This window comes from Joostella sp. (genome assembly GCF_048266025.1).
Taxonomy (GTDB): domain Bacteria; phylum Bacteroidota; class Bacteroidia; order Flavobacteriales; family Flavobacteriaceae; genus Galbibacter; species Galbibacter atrarenae.
This window is the reverse complement of the sequence record NZ_JBLXAF010000005.1, coordinates 149,825-168,987: the sequence shown is the minus strand read 5'-3', so window position 1 is coordinate 168,987 and position 19,163 is coordinate 149,825. Positions and strand designations below refer to the sequence as shown.

The window sequence follows — 19,163 nt, the reverse complement described above, 5'->3', positions numbered from 1 at the left end:
ATAAATATTTTCGTTTTGCTTGTATTTCTAAAACTAAATGTATAGTTTTAACAAAAATTTAAATAAAGTATGTTTCACCTTTATTTTGATCTTTAATATTTAATCAAACAATTAAACTTATGAGAAAATTATTAACCACAATGCTGTTTCTATTTGTCTCAGTAGCAGCATTAGCTCAAGAAACTGTAGTTACGGGTGCTGTTTTTGATAGTTCTGGAATGCCTATTCCAGGTGTTAATGTACAGCAGAAGGGAACTTCGACTGGTGCAGCGACAGATTTTGATGGGAACTATACAATAACTGTTAATTCAGCTGAGGCAATTTTAGTCTACACTTATGTAGGATTCCTAAACCAAGAAATTGTAGTTGGGGGAAGAGATGAAATTAACGTAACCTTAGAGGAAGATGTTGCTCAATTAGATGAAGTTGTGGTAGTTGGGTATGGTACTCAAAAGAAAGAAAATTTAACAGGAGCCGTAAGTAGTGTAAAAATGTCAGATGCATTGGGTGATAGACCAATCATCAATCCAGTTGAGTCATTACAAGGTATGATTCCTGGAATGCAAGTGACATCTAATTCCGGTCAGCCAGGTTCTCAAGGATTGGGAGTGCAAATCAGAGGGGCTACATCTTTAAATGGAGGAAGTGCGTTAATATTGATGGATAATGTGCCAGTTAATTTTAATGATATTAATCCTCAAGATATTGAAACTATTACGGTGTTGAAAGATGCAGCAGCAGCTTCAATTTATGGTGCAAGAGCTGCTTTTGGGGTGGTGTTGATTACAACAAAAAAGGGAAAGAAAAATCAGAAAATGAAGTTCAATTATTCTGTGACTTCAAGTGTAAATTATCCTGAAAATTTGCCTACAAAGGCATCTACATATGATTTTATAAATGCATTACAAGACTTTGGTCAAGACACGTTTTGGATTGGTCAGGATATAGATACATGGGTTGATTATTTAGAAGAATATAAGAATAATCCAAGCAGTTATCCTGATGGCGTTGCTTATGATGATAATGGGCAAGAATATCCTTTGAAAGATACAGATCTTCTTGGTGACTTTTTAGATTCAGCAGGATTTTCTCAGATTCATAATTTTAGCTTTAGTGGAGGAGGAGAAAATGTTGCCTATAGAGTTTCTACTGGATATAGTGAAGTTGATGGGATCATGGTAACAGATAATGATAAAATTAAAAAGAACACTGTAAATGCATACCTAAAGGCAGATTTAAGTCCAAAAATAGCTTCAACTTCTAATATTTTATTCACTGCAACAGATACCAATTTTCCAATCGGAGATTATGGTAGAGCGGTAAACTATAGTCCTTTTGCTAAGGATGGTTTTTATACTGATGAAGATGGTAATGAAATACCATATTTTACTCCAGAGAATCAAGAGCGTTATGGGGTTTCTACAAATAAGAAGCTTAGTAATGTTAGGATTTTCGAAAAGTTGGAGTATAACCCTGTGGCTGGTTTAAACTTTACAGGAGAATATACTTTTGAACAAAAATATATTGATTGGTACAGTGGAGATAATCAACAGTTATACATTCATCCTGAATCATTAACTACTTTTGGGGGAGTTCCTGAATCAACATTTTATAGAAAAGAGAATCAAAAGACTAATAGTCATTTAATAAACCTTTATGCTAGCTATGCTAAATCTTTTGGAAATCATAATTTTAAGTTGTTGGCAGGTATGAATAGAGAAGATGTTGATTATGAGGAGTTTTATATTAGGAAAACAGATTTGATTTCTGTAGATCTACCTTCTATATCCACAGCAACAGGGGTGTTAGAGGGAGACGATAGGTTTTATGGTTATGCTACATTGGGTTATTTTGGAAGGCTTAACTATAATTATAAAGAGAAATACTTTTTAGAGTTAAATGGGAGGTATGATGGGTCTTCTCGGTTTTCTGATGAAGATAGGTTTGGTTTCTTTCCTTCATTTTCTGCAGGATGGACGCTTTCTAGGGAGAGTTTTATGAGTAATGTTGGATTTATTAATCATTTACATTTTAGAGGATCTTATGGGGAGGTAGGAAATCAAAATGTTACTAGAAATGGAGCTCAGCAATATTACCCTTATTTACCTGAAATTGGAGTAACTAATGCAAGTTGGATTGATGAAGAAACTGGATTGAGGTATAGAACTCTTGGGTTACCAGGCTTAGTTAGTACTGGGTTTACATGGGAGACAGTTCGCTCTGGGAATATAGGAGTTGATGTAAGGTTATTTGGGGATAGGTTCTCTGGGTCATTTGATTTATATGAAAGAAAGACATTAGATATGATTACCGTGGGAGCTCAACTACCAGCAACTCTAGGAGCAAGTCCACCAGATTCAAATGCAGCAGACTTAAAGTCCACTGGTTGGGAGTTGTCTGTAAACTGGAGAGATAATATAGGAGATTTTTCTTATAATATCGGAGCTACTTTGTCTGATGGGCAGTCAGAGATAACAAAATTTGATAATCCTGGAGGACTCATAAGTGAGAATTATGTAGGAAAACAAATTGGTGAGATTTGGGGGTATGTAACCGATGGTTACTATACTGTAGATGATTTTGAAGAAGGTACATTAGATGAAGATTTAAGGGGAGGTACTCTAAAAGATGGTATTCCTGTTTTTCAAGGAAGAAGCCCTAATCCTGGAGATATTAAATATAAAGATTTAAATGGTGATGGTGAGATTTTTTCTGGAGAGGGGACGTTAGAAGATCCGGGAGATAGAACTATTATAGGTAATACTACAAGGAGATATCAATATGGAGTATTTGGAGGAGCTAACTATAAAGGTTTTGATTTTTCATTTATCTTAAATGGAGTTGGAAAGAGAGACTTGTGGAGAAATGATCCAGTACGTTTTCCATTCGTAGGTGAATTCAATGTAATTTATGATCATCAATTAGATTACTGGACTCCAGAAAATACTGATGGTTATTATCCTAGAAATTATATTAATGGAGGGGAGAATTACGGAAATAGTAGATTAACGCAAACTAAGTACTTATTAGATGGATCGTACTTGAGAATTAAAAATTTAACTTTTGGATATAGCTTACCTAAAGATGTCCTTAATAAAATCAAAATTGATAAAGTAAGAGTGTTTGTAATGGGAGAAAACTTATATTCTTTTGATCATCTACCTGACGGAATTAACACGGAACTTCAAAATCAAGGTCAGGGTGCAGCTTATCCTTATTTAACATCTTATAGTTTAGGAGTTAATATTTCATTTTAATAAAGAGAGTTATGAAAAAAATAAAAATATTTTCAATAAGTCTATTGTTGTCAGTAACATTTAGTTGTAGTGATGACTTTTTGGAAAAATTACCAGAAGATACGCTGGTAGAAGAAACGGTTTTTACAACAGATAAGAATTTCGAAACATATTCATGGTCATTTTATAATGTATTTCCTGGTTATGATGGCGGGGATTGGGATGAGACAGTTAACTCAGAGTTTTCTGGGGATTTAATGTTGAAGAGTAATGGCAATCTTGGAGATTCATGGCTTTGGCAAAGAATTACAGTTCCAGCGTCTACAAATAACTGGTCAGGTCCATATGCTTTTATTAGGCGTGCCAACCTGCTTCTAGGGAACTTAGAAGGAGGAGAGTTGACTGTAGAAGAGAAAAATCATTGGGAGAGTATAGCTAAATTTTTTAGAGCATACAATCATTATAAGTTATTGGTAGATTATGGAGAGATACCATATATTGATCAAGTGCTTAATGATGCAGATGAAGATGTTTTATTTGGACCAAAAAATACAAGAGATGAAGTTGCTGCAAAAATTTTAGAGGACTTAAAATTTGCTGAGAAAAATATAGTTAATAGAGGCGACAACACTGTAGATGTTGATGTAGTAAGAGCTTTTATATCAAGATTCGGGCTTTTTGAAGGTACATGGCGTAAATATCATGGTTTGGGTGGTGAAGAAACTTATTTACAGGCTTCTGCCGATGCGAGCTCAAAATTAATAGCTTCTAACTCTACATTGCATCCTAAATATGATGAACTTTTTAATTCTGAATCTTTAAGTGGAGTTGAAGGTGTGTTGCTTTACAAAGCTTATGTGTTTGGTGAGTTGACCCATTATTTAACCTCAAGACATAGGAATTCTGCAGGGAATTGGGATTTGACAAAGAAGGCTGCGGATTTATATTTGTGTAAAGATGGAGAGAATAGATGGGTGAGTGCTATGTTTGATGGGGATGAGAATCCATACGATGAGTTCAGGAATAGAGATGAAAGACTTTATTATACTACAGTGCCTCCTTTTAAGGTTAAAACAGGCGGGAAGTCAAGTAAATGGGAGTATACAGGTAATGAATCTGATAGGGAGTATCTTGATATTATGGCTAATTTATCTGATGATTTGCATAAGGGAACTCCTACTGCAAACTGGGGTGGATTTATACTTAAACAAGAACCACATTTTAGGCTTTCTAATAACGGACAAGGATTTAATGCAAGTTATACCGGATATCGTAGTCATAAATATTATAACAACTTAAATACGGGAATTCAAAATCAAGACTTTTCAGATGCACCAATATTTAGAATGGGAGAAATCCTTGTGAATCATGCTGAAGCAATGTATGAATTGGGTAGTTTTAGTCAAGATGTAGCGGATGTTACAATTAATAAGCTTAGAAAAAGAGGGAACGTAGCTAGTTTGTTAATTGGTGCTATTTCAGAAGACCCAACTCGAGATAGTGATGTTAGTCCAATTCTATGGGAGATAAGAAGGGAGCGAGCAGTTGAATTAATGCATGAAGGCTATAGGTTTAATGACTTACGTAGATGGAAAAAACTACAGGAATATGGAGCTGAAGAAAAATTAGGTCGTTATGTTGATAACGCTGACTATGGAAATAAGTTGCCTATTCAGGGCGGAGCGTCTAAAGGGTATATTTCTCCTTATGGAGTTCCTCCAGGTGTACCAGATTATTATTATTTATTCCCTATTCCCTCAGAGGAATTGGTGTTGAATTCTCAACTTACGCAAAATCCAGGTTGGTAATCTGAGATTTTAGTAAACATTTTTTATATAAAAAGATGACCCCTTGATAGTAGCTGCTATCAAGGGGTTATTGTTTGTAAAACTATTTATTAATTGTTTTTTTGTTAAAATGAAACATTAAATGAAATGAAACGAAAAAAAATATATTATGTAGTTTGCTTATTGTTATTTATTTGATATTTTTACTATCATTACTTTTTGCAGCATTTATTGATTTAGGTATATTTTTTTAACTATTATTTTAAAGATTTGTGTTTCGTGAAAAATGCATAGTTATTATAAAATTCGGCTTCAGATTGTAGTGTAATTAATTTTATGGAAAGCAAGCGATTTATTTTTTCTAAAGTTGTAAGTGTATTCTTCTTTTTAATTCTTTTTGCATCATGTAAAAAAGAGGTGACTTCTGTTTCAGAAACAAGTGGCTATCAGAATGGGAGATTGGAAAGTTATTTGGAAAGATTTAAAAAATAATAAAAAGATTTCTACTGTATCAGTATATAATTTGGATAATGATCCTAAGGAAGAAAATGATGTTGCAAATGAGTATCCAGAAATAATAGAAAAGGCTTTTGAAATATATAAAAAGGAACATTCAGAATCCGAATTTGAAAGATTCAAATTACAGCTTACTAGGGATAATGCATTTAATACAGGAATCTCTAGTTAGTAGCTTTTAAATAATTTTAGTACATATTAAAATATAAAATAGTATGAATATTAGTTATAATATGGTGTTGATTTCTTGCTTGCTGAGCATTCTTTTCTCTTGTAAAGAGGAAACAGCAAATGTAGAACCTGTTCAGAAAAAGGCCCCAAATATTGTTTTCATTATAGCAGACGATATGGGAGTTGGAGATTTAGGGTGTTATGGACAAGAATATATAAAAACTCCTAACATTGATAGGTTAGCATCTCAGGGAATTAAGTTTACTAATTTCTATGCTGGAAGTACAGTTTGTGCTCCTTCTAGAGCTAGTCTTATGACTGGACAGAATACTGGAATAGGTCATATTAGGGGAAATGGAGAAATTCCATTAAGAGAAGAGGATTTTGTTATTTCTCAGTTGTTAAAAGAGCAGGGGTACACAACTGCAATGTTTGGGAAATGGGGGCTAGGTGTAGCAGGAACTCCAGGATCTCCAGAAAAAAAAGGATGGGATTACTTTACAGGACATCTCCATCATGTGGAAGCACATTTTCAAAAGCCAGATTCACTTTGGACACTTAAAGATAAGAAACCGATAAAAATAAAGACTCCAGATGGGAGTTTTGGAAATGAAATTTTTACTGATAAAGCGGTTAGTTTTATTAAGGATCAACCTGAAGATAAACCATTTTTCTTATACCTTTCTTTTACATTGCCACATGCGGAGTTGGTAGCACCACAAAAGTATATAGATATGTATTTAGATGGAGATGGGAATAGTGTTTTTGCTCCTGAAAAAGCATGGCCAGCAGGAAGACATTACGGAGAGCAGAAATATCCAAAGGCTGCTTATGCTGCAATGGTTAGTAGTATAGATGATTACGTAGGAAAGGTTGTGAAGGTGTTAAAAGAAAAGGGTTATGATGAAAACACTTTAGTGGTTTTTACAAGCGATAATGGAACACACATAGAAGGAGGAAGAACTATTAAAGATGTAAACTTTTTTAAGAGTAGTGGAGTACATAGGGGAGTTAAGAGAGACTTATATGAAGGGGGGATTAAAGAACCTTTTATAGTATCATGGCCTGGAACGATTAAAGAAAATCAAACAAGTGATCATGTAGCTGCATTTTGGGATGTGTTGCCAACTTTTGCATCACTTGCCGGAAGTGATAAAAAAATAGATACCAATGGAATTTCTTTTGAAGATGAATTATTAGGGAAGGAAAGTCAGCAATCTCATGATTATTTGTATTGGGAGTTTTATGAAGGCGGTGGTAAGCAAGCAATATTAAAAGACAATTGGAAGGCAATTCGTTTAAAAGTAAAGAAAGATAGAAACGCTCCTTTAGAATTGTACAATTTAAAAGACGACCCTTCAGAAAGTAATAATATTGCTTTAGAAAATCCGCTTATAGTAAAAGAGTTAGATTCTTTAATGAAAGTTTCACATACTCCAAATCCGGTCTTTTCTTTTTAATATTCAATAATAGAAATATAAATAACTACTAAAATTTTCAGATAAATATAAAGAATGAAACAACTAAACTTAAATTACCTAGGGATTATATTGCTTTTAAATTGTCCGTTTTTATTTTCACAGCAATTAAATAAGCCTTTGAGAGATTACATTGAAAACCCACAAGTGATTTCAGAAAATAAAGAAGAAACTCATGCTACTTTTTATTCTTTTGACTCTGTAGAAGAGGCCAAGGAGAATGCTTTTTTAAGCTCAGATAATTACTTGTCTTTGGATGGAATATGGAAATTTAATTGGGTTAAAAAGCCATCAGATAGACCTCAAGATTTTGTAGATCCAAAAGTAGATGTTAGTAGTTGGGATGATATTCAAGTTCCTTCAAATTGGGAAGTAGAAGGATATGGAATTCCAATTTATGTAAATCATCAGTATGAATTTGCAGATTATAAGGCTCCAGTATCTGAAGAAATGGAGTTTGTTGATAAAGTATATCCTAAAAACCCTGGTGATGTTCCCAATGATTATAACCCAGTAGGTTCTTATAGAAGAACTTTTACAGTGGATGCTTCTTGGATGGAAAAAGATGTTTATTTCCATGTTGGAGCAATGAAATCGGGAGGTTTCCTTTGGATTAATGGAAATTACGTTGGGTATTCTCAAGGAAGTAAGTTGCCTGCTGAATTTAATATTGGAAAATATTTAAAGGAAGGAGAGAATACAGTTGCATTACAGATATTTAGATGGACAGATGGCTCTTATTTAGAGTGCCAAGATTTCTGGAGAATTAGTGGAATTGAGAGAAGTGTGTATTTATATGCGAAACCAAAAGTAGCTATAAAAGACGTTTCTGCAATGGCGACTTTAGATAGTGGTTTCCAAGATGGAATATTAGATTTAGGTGTTTTTATAAGTAATAATACATCTAAGCGAGCTAAAATTGATGTTGCTTATCAAATTTTTGATAAAAATGATGTTCCTGTTGCTCAAGATGAACAATCTATAACGATAAATTCTAGAGATACTACTACCGTAAATTTCACTACTTATATTTTGGATGTGATGCCTTGGACAGCAGAAACTCCAGACTTATATAAGCTTGTAGTTACTACTAAAGAAAAGAAGAAAGATGTGTATGAATCGACATCTCTAGAAGTTGGTTTTAGAACCGTAGAAATTAAAAACGGTCTACTTAAGGTAAATGGACAAACTATTACTTTAAAAGGTGTAAATACTCAAGAAACAAATCCAGAAACTGGGCATGTTGTTTCAAAAGAAGATATTTTAAAAGATGTAAAGCTTTGGAAGGAGAATAATATTAATGCAGTTCGATTAAGTCACTATCCTCAGTCGGAAGTTTTTTATGAATTATGTGATAAGTATGGTATTTATGTTGTTGATGAAGCAAATATAGAATCTCATGGAATGTACTATGGGAAGTATTCACTTGCAAAAAAGCCAGAGTGGGAAAAATCACATGTGGATAGAATGCAACGAATGGTGAAGAGGGATAAAAATCATCCTTCTATTATAATATGGTCAATGGGGAATGAAGCAGGGAATGGAGTTAATTTCTTTGAAGGATACAGTGCTATTAAAGCTTTGGATCCTCAAAAGAGACCTGTTCAATACGAGCGTGCTTATAAGCCAGAAGATGGTAACCTTTTTGATATGGACACGAATACAGACATTATTGTGCCACAATATCCATCTCCAGCAAGATTTGAGTCTATAGGAAAACACAAAACAGATAGACCATATATTCCTAGTGAATATGCGCACGCTATGGGAAATAGTACTGGGAATTTTCAAGATTACTGGGATATTATTAATCAACATGATAATTTACAAGGAGGTTTTATTTGGGATTGGGTAGATCAGTCTATTTGGAAGACAAATGAAAAGGGAGAGCGTTATTATGCATATGGTGGAGATTATGGTGAAAATATGCCTACAAATAATACATTTTTAAATAACGGAATTGTTTTTCCAGATAGAACGCCACAGCCTGGACTTTATGAGGTGAAAAAAGCACACGAGTCTATAAAATTCTCTCAACAAGGGATTAATAAAAATAATGAGATTAGAGTGTTAGTCGAGAACCTATATGATTTTGTAAACCTTAATAAGTTTAATTTCACGGCTATCATTAAGGCTGATGGAGAGGAGTTAAAGAGAATACCCATAGAATCTATAAATGTTACACCACACACAAGTAAACTAGTTAGAGCTTCATTAAATGGAATTAGTTTTAAAGAAAACACGGAATACTTTTTAGAAGTAGAAGCCTCTTTAAAAAATAACTGGGGACTGTTAAGCCAAGGATATCAGGTAGCGCATGAGCAAATAGCAATTGCAAGCAAAATCAATTGGAATAGCTCAAACACTCAAGTAGTGGGAACAATTAAGAAAGAAGAATCGAAAGAGAGTTTAAATCTTAGTAATGAGAAGTTCTCACTTAAGTTTAATAAAGAAGATGGAGTTATTACATCTTATAGGTTTGGAGGAGAAGAGCTTATAAATGATGGGAACGGGCCAAGACCAAATTTTTGGAGAGCGCCAACAGATAATGATTTTGGGAACAGAATGCAGAAGAAAAATGTTGAGTGGAAAAAGGCTACAATGGAAGCGAAGGTAACTTCTTTTAAAACTACAGCAACTAAAGAAGGAAGTATAGGAGTAGAAGTTAATTACCAATTGCCAGGGGTAGAGACAACGTATACTTCTACTTACGATATAGCTCCTTCTGGAGTAGTAAAAATAACAAACAAATTAGCAGAGACTTCCTATTCGGGAGATATACCAAGAATAGGTATGAAGATGCAAATGCCTAAAAAGTTTGAAAATATGACTTTTTATGGTCGCGGTCCATGGGAAAATTATCAGGATAGAAAGGCGGCAGCATTTGTAGATGTTTATTCTTCTAAAGTGAAGGATCAATATGTGCCTTATATCAGACCTCAAGAGAATGGGTATAAAACAGGGGTAAGATGGGCTGCTTTTGAAGATGATGCTAATAATGGTTTGTTAGTAGTTTCTTCAAGAAGTAATAATGATAATTTAGGATTGAGTGCACTTCATATGTTAAATGAAGATTTTGACGCAACAACGGGTTATTCATATGAAACTAGTAACAAGAAAGAAACACAAGTAAGAACTAAAGATGAAAATTATAGCGATGGTATGCCAGAAGTAAATGTAAGTAAGCATACTATAGATATTAAAGAGCGTGATTTGGTTCAATTAAATATAGATTTAGGTCAAAGAGGAGTTGCAGGAGATAATAGTTGGGGCGCAAGACCTCAAAAGGAGTATACTTTTGATGGTGATAAAACATATGAGTATACATTTTATTTAGTTCCTTTTGCTAATGGTTCTAAGTCTGAATATATAGATAGTTATAAAGAGCTCTATATTATAGAATAAATATTTTTAATTACTGAATATTTTTACCTTCAATCTAAAAATACGTTAATTATTTTCTTTTTTGAAAGTTATTATCTATATTGTCGAAGTAAAATGAAAGTAAATTATTTACTAATAGCTTCATTTTATAAAGTAACAAATCTTCAGAAAAGTAAAGTGATATTATAAAACATAAATTATGAATTCAAGAAGAGATTTTATAAGAAAATCAGCTGTTGTTGGCGCTGGTATTTCTCTTGCTCCTAACCTATCTTTTGGATATGCTTCTAGCAAAAATGAGAAATTAAAATTAGCATTTATAGGTGTTGGACTAAGAGGTACCAATCATTTAAATAATGCACTTCAAAGAGACGATGTAGAAGTTGTGGCTATCTGTGATCTAGATCAAAACAGAATAGATATAGCAACAAAAAAAATAACCGAGGCAGGACAAAAGAAACCTCAGATATTTGGAAAGGATGATTACGATTATCGTAATATGCTTCAATTAGAAGATATAGATGCTGTAATTATCGCTACACCTTGGCTTTGGCATACAAAGATGGCAGTAGATTCTATGAAGGCTGGTAAATATACTGGACTTGAAGTTTCTGCAGCTCAAACAATAGAGGAGTGCTGGGATTTAGTTAATACTTCTGAGCAAACAGGTTCTCATTTAATGATTCTTGAAAACGTAAATTATCGTCGTGATGTTTTAGCTGTTTTAAATATGGTTAAGCAAAACGTATTTGGTGAGCTTCTACATTTTAGATGTGGATATCAGCATGATTTAAGAGCGGTTAAATTTAATAATGGGCAGCAGCCTTATGGTGGAGGAGTTGAGTTCGGAGAAAAGGCACTTTCTGAAGCAAAATGGAGAACACAACATTCTGTTTTAAGAAACGGAGATACATACCCAACTCATGGTGTAGGGCCAATTGCTGCAATGAGTGATATTAATCGCGGAAATAGATTTGTAACAATTACTTCGCATGCAACAAAAGTTCGTGGTTTACATAAATATGTTGTTGATAACGGGGGAGAAAATCACCCAAATGCAAAAGTGAAATTTAAACAAGGAGATATAATTACTTCTACGGTTGAAACTGCAAATGGAGAAACTATCATAATTACCCATGATACAAACTCTCCAAGACCTTACTCTCTAGGATTTAGAGTTCAAGGAGTTCAAGGATTGTGGGAAGTAGACGGAAGTAGAATTTATGTAGAGGGTGAATCTAAGCCGCATAAATGGGATGATGCTCAAGAATGGCTTGAAAAATATGATCACCCAATCTGGAAAAAATATGGTAAAATAGCAACTGGAGCTGGGCATGGTGGAATGGATTATTTCGTTATGAAAGCTTTTGTTGAATCTGCAATAGATAATGTAGCTCCTCCAATGGACGCATATGATGCTGCTGCTTGGAGCGCTATTACGCCACTTTCTGAAGCTTCTATTGCTAATAATGGAGAGCCTCAAGACTTTCCAGACTTCACAAGAGGGCAATGGATTGCTAGAAAACCTTATGACTGGATGAAAGAAGAATATAGAGTTAAGTAACAGCTCTTTTTTAGTTAGTTTATGTGAAGCGAATGGATTAATTTCCATTCGCTTTTTTTATGTCATCGATTTGCTATTTATTAAGAATATTTGACCTATTATATTGGATAAATATGTTACCTAGCTCTTTTTCTGTTGTGAGTTAGTTTAGCTGTATGAGTGTGTCATTCTTTATTAGGTAATAATGCTATGGTTTGCTTAATCCTATAAATATATCAGAACTATATCTCAACTAAGTTTGAAAGATATGAAATAAAAAAAGGTAGCAATTATCATAAATGCTACCCTTTTTTAAATGTAATGGTGTTGGTTAATTTTTTATTCGAATCTATCTGGGTGAAGGGCATTATACTCTTTACCATCAGTTAATCCCATAAAAATAGGATCTTTCATTTCTTTGTTTAAAGTATTGTATTTCTCTTCAAGCTCCTTATATATATTCGCTTTGGAATCTTTTAAGTTTGTAGTTTCACTGATATCTTTGTTTACATCAAACAGCATTTTCTCATTGCTTTTTTCAAGATTCAGATACTTGTAATCACCAAATCTAACAGCACTACGTTCTTTTTTTGTTTGTCTCCAGAAAAATACACGCTCTTCAGCTTCTTTTTCTCCTTTTAAGTATGGAATAAGATTTATCCCATCTAACTTGTTTTTTGTTTTGATATTTGATTGCTCAACTACTGTAGAGAAAATATCAAGAGAGATAATAGGTTTTTCATATACAATACCTTGAGGTATTTCTTTAGGCCATTTCATTGCAAATGGCACACGAATACCTCCTTCGTATAATTCTCCCTTACCTCCTTTTAGAGCACCATTGTCTGATCCGTTATGAGGCTCAGGGCCACCGTTATCTGATAAGAAAATGACTATAGTATTTTCGTCTAAATCTAACTCTTCTAATTTGTCTAAAACTCTTCCTACCCCATCATCTACAGCGCTTACCATAGCAGCATAGGTTCTTCTTTTTTTATTCTCTATATGGCTAAAGCGACTTAAATATTTTTCTGTAGCCTGCATTGGCGTATGTGGAGCGTTGTAAGCTAAGTATATAAAGAATGGGTCGTCTTTATATTTCTCTATATAATTAACAGCTTCTCTAGATAAGCCGTCAGTTAAATACTCTGTTTCTTCAACACGCTCATAGTTTCTTAATATTTTTTCACGATAAGCATCGTATTGACTTTTTACACCTTTTTGATCTTGAATAGTTAGATCTTCAGGGAAATAAAAATGCCCACCTGTTAAGAATCCGTAAAAGTCTGTAAACCCTCTTTTTAAAGGATGTAAAGACTCATGAGCTCCTAAATGCCACTTACCTAATGCTGCAGACTTATAATCGGCTTTAAGTAACGCAGATGCTAATGTTTCCTCAGATAATGGTAAGCCCATTTGAGGGTCTTTTGGAGCGTATAAAGGGTTCAGTCCAAATCCAAATCTGTCTTGAAACCTCCCCGTAATTAATCCTGCTCTGCTTGGTCCACATACAGCATAACTTACATATGCATTTGTAAATCTTACACCTTGTTCTGCAATTTTATCTATATTGGGTGTAGGTATTTCTTTAGAGCCATTAAAACTTACGTCGTTATAGCCTAAATCATCGGCTAAGATTAAGACCACGTTGGGTGATTGCGCATTTCCAAAATATGTTATGGAAACAAATAATGCTAGTAATAGGCTTTGCGGCCATGCTTTTTTTAGATTCATTTTGTTATTTGGTTTTATTATATAAAGGTTCTGGTGTTATATCAGGATTAAAAGGGTCAAAGAAATAGATCTCTTCGGTTTTATAAACAGGAAGGTGCGATTTAAGACGTTGCTGGAAATTGGTATAGTCATTTCTATTTTCCGTCCACGCAGTTTCTGCTAGTGCAGCTATTCTAGGAAATATCATAAACTCTAGTCTTTTGTCACTAGTAATCGTTTCTGTCCATAAATTTCCTTGAAATCCTATGATATTTTTTTCATTTTCTTTATTGTTGATTAATTCACTAATTTTAAAATTATAGATTCTTTCTAGAGTACTATATTCTCCTGCCCATTTCCTTCCAGATTGATGATCCCCATCTTGTATAAAATCAAAATAAAATGGAACACGGGGACATACAATAGTTTTAAACCCATTATCTATAGATTTATTCAACTGTTCTGGCTTGTCATGTCTCCACCACATTAATATGGTTTTGTCTCTTGGTAGATCACTGTCAGCTAATTCGTCCCAAGCAATTAGTTTAGAATTTAATTTAAAGACAGAATCTGCCATCCTTTCCATAAAGTAATTTTCAATATCTTTTAGATTAGTCAGGCTTTCTTTCTTCACTAAACTTTGGATCTCAGGATTGCTTTTCCATTTTTCACTTCCAAAGCTTACTTCGTCACCTCCAAGATGCAACATTTGTGCCGGAAACAAAATACTAGTCTCTCTTAAAATATCTGTGAGGAAAGCATAAGTGGATTCTTTTCCAGGGTTGAATGTGAATTCTGGATGTTTTTCACTCCCGCCACCACTGTATTCGGGGTATGCTCTATTTGCCGCGGTAGCATGACCAGGCATATCTATTTCCGGGATCACTTCTATTTGTCTGATACTTGCATAATTAACGAGCTCATTAATATCTTTTTGAGTGTAATATTTGGCAGGTGCATCTGGATTGTTGTAATTTCCAGTTCCTCCTACAGATGTTAGTTTTGGATATTTTTTTATTTCCAACCTCCATGCTGGCTCATCCGTTAGGTGTAAATGGAGTTTGTTGAGTTTGTAAAAAGCCATCCAATTAATAACCTCCTTTAATTTATCTTTACTGATAAAATATCTTGAAGTGTCCAACATTAAACCGCGCCAAGCGTATTTTGGCTTTTCCTTTATTGATAAATTTGGGATGGATATTTTGTTTGTCTTGGCTTTATTGATAGTGATTAATTGTAGTAAGCTGCTAGCACCATTCATCATCCCAGATAAAGTTCCAGCTTTAATATTAACTTGATTATTGTTAACTGTAAGTTCGTAATATCCCTCGTTGTGATATTTTTCAGAAAGTTCTAAAGTGATATCTGCTCTATTAGTTTTATCAGTAGTAATTACAGATATCCCTGTGTTTTCTAATATTTCATTAGTAAGGTAATAACGAATGTTTTCTAATTGATTAGAATTTATGGCAACTTTTGAACTTGAGTTAAGGGTGAAGTTTCCTTTATGTAATTCAATATTATTTGGAGCTGGGATTATATTAATTTTCTCTTGGGCTGTTAAGAATATTGAAAAAAGAAAGAATAAAATAGGATATAAGTGTCGTTTCATTTCGTTAAATTAATTGTTTTTTTCATCTCCGCCAAATTCTTCTTGTTGATTTTGGATTTTCACGTAATTATATTTCGCTAATTATAAAGTTCCAATTATTAGTTAAACTAGTGTCTGTGGAAATAAGTTTGATTCTATATAACTGATCTTGTTGCCATGAATTTAGCAGCTTCTTATCTTTTAAAGGCAATGTTTCAATACTTACCTCAAAGGTGTTTTGTGGATATTGTAGTAAGACATTATTGTCTAGTTTTATTTCGCCATCCTTTATTAAGCCAGGTTTTGAAGCTGTTATAAAATGTTCTACTGTAGGGTCTCTATACTCTTTAAGTTGATAAGAATCGGTAACATATAGTTTAGGATTACTTCCTCTTTGTAGAGTGTATTTTCTTTTAAATGATTCGCAGTAAGCTTCTTCAGGATAAGCTTTATTTATGTTTAAATTATAGTTAAGTTTTGATCGGGAGTCTTTAAAACTTGTGTTTGTGGCTTTATACTCATGGCCATAAGATTGAGGAAGCCCATTAATCATGGGTAGATTGTGGAAATTAGACTGCATAGTCCAAATTTCATATCGTTGTTTGCTAAATGTTTTTTTAGAATAAGTTTCTACGCCTATATCTGCAATTAGTGGTTTCCCTTTATAGTATAAGATAAAAGAGCCAGCATCGTTGTGATTGTGACTTTCGTCGTTGTAGCCTCCTTTTGCGGCAAAAAAGAATCCTTCATTTTTTTCTTTTGAAGTCCTTCCTCCAACAATTCCAGTTTCTAAGTATTCAAAAGAAAGATTATTTATTTTTTCAGGAGTAGTATCTTTTAAATCATCCTTAATTTTTAAATTATTTATTATTTGATCTATAGCGTGGTGAGTCATGTTTTCATAAAAAGAATTTTCATTAGCTAAATAGGCGGCAAATTGCTTTAAAGCTTTATCTTTTGTGTAAACTCCATATCTATATATTATTCCGGGATTAGGATTGGCTCTTACAGAAGCATCCGAAAAGTTTACATAATAATCATTTTCAATATTAGCATCCATTATGTAGGTTCCCATTTTCTGAACAAGATCATTATCTCTTAGAGATATTTTTCCATCTGTGGCATTAAAAACAAGTTCTAAATATTCTAACATTTTGCCGCCAGCATGGCTCCAATAACTAGGACCCTCTTCACAAGCTCCATCCGCTTTATAATAGTTTATAAATTTATCTACAGATTTTAATGATTTTATCAATACCTCAGATTTGTTTTCTTCGGACACTTGATTTTGAAGAAGTAAGGTGCTTAACAGTGTATTGTAATTACACCAAGGATTCCAGTTATTTACAAAGGTTTCCTTTTTAAATGCCATCCACCAAAAGTCATCTCGACTTAAATAAGGATTGATAATTCTGTTCTTTATTTCTAAAGGAATTCTATTATATAGAAAAGGAGAAGTTTCTTTAAAATCTTCTTTAAAAAAGTGATATGTCCATGCTAATAAACTTGAAACTTCACCAGCTCCAAGATCTATTATTGGTTCTTCGATGTTAGGAATTCCAGCACCTCCTTTTTGAGAAGCTAAATGAGCTGATAGTACCCAAGTAGTTTGTTCACATAGAGACCAACTGCCGTTTATTATCGCGTCCAAATACTCTCCTTTATTTTCTAGAAGTTCTGCTAAAATTAAATTTTGTAGATTTTTCTTTTTCTCATTTTGATATTTCTGCATGATATCTCTGTTTCCAGTGCGCTTAAACTCTAAGTAAGTTGTAGCAGGAATGCTAGGCCAAGAGTATGAAGATGCAGTTTTTGCTTTCCTTATTATTGTTTCTTTTTGAGTAGGGGATAGTTCTTTAAGTTGTTTTGTTATTTCTTGTTTTGTTGTAAAAAATGTTGTGCTAGTAGTTATAGGTTGTTCTATACTTATTAATTGCTTAGACAAAAAGTCTCTTTTTTCTTGCGCATAGCTAAATAAAGTGATGCAAATTATGATTAATGTTAAGAACTGTGTATTAATTGGTTTCATTGAATTCATAGTAGATTAAAAAAAACAACCGTTCCATTATAATTGGAACGGTTGCTATAGGTTATGTTACCATTTCGGATTTTGTTCTAAATTAGGGTTTAGACTTATTTGGTTTGTAGGAATTGGCCATAGGTAATCTTTTCCAGGATCGAAATTTCTAGTATCTGATTTTTGAATAATGATATAGTTTTCACTAGTTAATTCTGGTTTAACTACCTCTCCAAATTCTTCTTCAAAAAAGAAGTTTCCTAGAACAGTTTTGGGTAATTCAATTTCAGCAGTTTTCCATCTAATTATATCCCAATATCTAAAGCCTTCTAGTGCTAATTCAACTCTTCGCTCCCGTCTTATTTCTTCTCGCATATCTAGTTGATTTGAGTTAATAAAATTATTACTTAACTCAGGCATATTTACAGTTTCTCTATTTCTTAACTGATTTATTGAGATGTCAATATCATCGTCGCTAATGGTTTCATTTAATTCATATGCTGCTTCAGCATAATTTAATAATACTTCAGCATACCTAATTAAAGTTCTATCAATGTATGATCTTGAATTTTGCCAATCTTGTATATTAGCATATCTTCTATTAGCAAATCCTGTACGCTGAAAACTTAATGAAGGAACATTAAATACAGGTTGTGTGCCTGTGTAAGAATCTCCTTTTTTAAAAAATGTAGCACTCATCCTAGGGTCTCTATTTTCGAATACCTCAAGGGTGCTTTTAGGAAATTTATAATTTGAGGATATATTAATTGGTAGTCCGTCAGACATTAAATATGAGTCTGCTAATGCTTTTGTAGGATTTACAGCTCCAGTTTCTAGTGTTCTTTGTGTTGTGTGTGATGAAATAGATTCTTCAATACTTTTTCCATATTGACGAACTAAAATGTTTTCTTTGTTCTGTATTCCTTCCCCTTCATATTGAAATAAATCAAAATAATTCGGGTATATACTATGCTCTTTTGAATCAATTACTTTTTTTGCAGCACTTTTAGCTAACATCAAGTGCTTTTTTGAGTCACCATATCCATGAAATTTAGCGCGTGTCCCTTCAAAAAGTGCTACTCTAGATTTAAAGGCATTTGCAGCAGTACTAGAAATTCTTCCATAGTTACTTTCTCCTAAAAGGCTTGGAGTTCTTAGGTTATTTGCAGCAAAATCTAAATCGTCATAGATAGAGTTGAAAATTTCCTCGCGGGATGCTTTTGGGGCTTGTAATTCAGGAGAATTTTCTACTAATGTTTTTAGGATTAGAGGTACGGCGCCATATCTACGCACTAAATTAAAATACCCCCATGCTCTATAAAACTTAGCTTCAGATACATACCAGTTAACAGTATTGACATCTACACCAGCTTCAATTACTCGAGTTGACTTTTCTATAATGTTATTAGCCGCTCTTATTAAATTGTATTGGTCGCTATAGTAGCTGTCAGAAGAGGGTGTGATTCTACTTCCGTCGCTAATATTATTTGAAGCAGTTCCAAAAGCATCATCTGACCAAACATCTGAAGTTTCAGGTAGTCCAGGTAGATATGTATATAGATAATTAGTTGCTGCTTTTAAGTCATTTTCATTTTGCCAATAGGAGGGATCTGCTATGGCAGTTTCTGGTAGTCGATCTACATCACAAGAGGTAATTGTCAATGCAATTACTCCTATTATATATAGTGAAAATTTATTTTTTAGATTTATAGTTTTCATAAGAGTTT

10 protein-coding genes are annotated in these 19,163 nt (G+C 33.4%); 6 read left to right on the top strand and 4 right to left on the bottom strand.

Annotation, left to right across the window (positions count from 1 at the left end; all coding sequences use genetic code 11):
- The first annotated feature begins 119 nt into the window (after window positions 1–119).
- The 6 genes from ACN0TY_RS10615 (at window position 120) to ACN0TY_RS10590 (ending at window position 12,136) form a co-directional block, all read left to right on the top strand.
- Window positions 120–3,257 (top strand): SusC/RagA family TonB-linked outer membrane protein, encoded by a 3,138-nt coding sequence (locus tag ACN0TY_RS10615; RefSeq protein WP_417444466.1) that lies wholly within the window; start codon window positions 120–122, stop codon window positions 3,255–3,257.
- Between the two features lie 11 nt (window positions 3,258–3,268).
- Entirely contained in the window at window positions 3,269–5,044 is a 1,776-nt protein-coding gene (locus ACN0TY_RS10610; protein ID WP_417444465.1) for a RagB/SusD family nutrient uptake outer membrane protein, read from the top strand.
- A gap of 430 nt (window positions 5,045–5,474) precedes the next feature.
- The gene (locus tag ACN0TY_RS10605) at window positions 5,475–5,711 is read left to right on the top strand and encodes a hypothetical protein (RefSeq protein ID WP_417444464.1); all 237 of its coding nucleotides are present in this window, start codon (window positions 5,475–5,477) and stop codon (window positions 5,709–5,711) included.
- Window positions 5,712–5,754: 43 nt separating this feature from the next.
- Window positions 5,755–7,170 carry an arylsulfatase gene (locus tag ACN0TY_RS10600; RefSeq protein WP_417444463.1) on the top strand — a complete coding sequence of 472 codons (1,416 nt, stop codon included), beginning with the start codon at window positions 5,755–5,757 and terminating at the stop codon, window positions 7,168–7,170.
- Window positions 7,171–7,224: 54 nt separating this feature from the next.
- On the top strand, window positions 7,225–10,593 hold the full coding sequence (locus ACN0TY_RS10595) for a glycoside hydrolase family 2 TIM barrel-domain containing protein (RefSeq protein ID WP_417444462.1): 3,369 nt from the start codon (window positions 7,225–7,227) through the stop codon (window positions 10,591–10,593).
- 178 nt (window positions 10,594–10,771) lie between these two features.
- Window positions 10,772–12,136 (top strand): Gfo/Idh/MocA family protein, encoded by a 1,365-nt coding sequence (locus tag ACN0TY_RS10590; protein WP_236959584.1) that lies wholly within the window; start codon window positions 10,772–10,774, stop codon window positions 12,134–12,136.
- Window positions 12,137–12,454: 318 nt separating this feature from the next.
- Here ACN0TY_RS10590 and ACN0TY_RS10585 read toward each other — a convergent pair whose 3' ends face one another.
- From ACN0TY_RS10585 to ACN0TY_RS10570, 4 genes are all read right to left on the bottom strand, one after another.
- Window positions 12,455–13,849, bottom strand: coding sequence for a sulfatase-like hydrolase/transferase (locus ACN0TY_RS10585; RefSeq protein ID WP_417444461.1), 1,395 nt, complete (start codon window positions 13,847–13,849; stop codon window positions 12,455–12,457).
- Between the two features lie 4 nt (window positions 13,850–13,853).
- The gene (locus ACN0TY_RS10580) at window positions 13,854–15,440 is read right to left on the bottom strand and encodes a beta-N-acetylhexosaminidase (protein ID WP_417444460.1); all 1,587 of its coding nucleotides are present in this window, start codon (window positions 15,438–15,440) and stop codon (window positions 13,854–13,856) included.
- A gap of 67 nt (window positions 15,441–15,507) precedes the next feature.
- Window positions 15,508–17,448 carry a heparinase II/III domain-containing protein gene (locus ACN0TY_RS10575; protein WP_417444459.1) on the bottom strand — a complete coding sequence of 647 codons (1,941 nt, stop codon included), beginning with the start codon at window positions 17,446–17,448 and terminating at the stop codon, window positions 15,508–15,510.
- 66 nt (window positions 17,449–17,514) lie between these two features.
- A complete protein-coding gene (locus tag ACN0TY_RS10570; protein ID WP_417444458.1) occupies window positions 17,515–19,155 on the bottom strand; it encodes a RagB/SusD family nutrient uptake outer membrane protein in 1,641 nt (546 codons plus the stop codon).
- Window positions 19,156–19,163 lie beyond the last annotated feature (8 nt).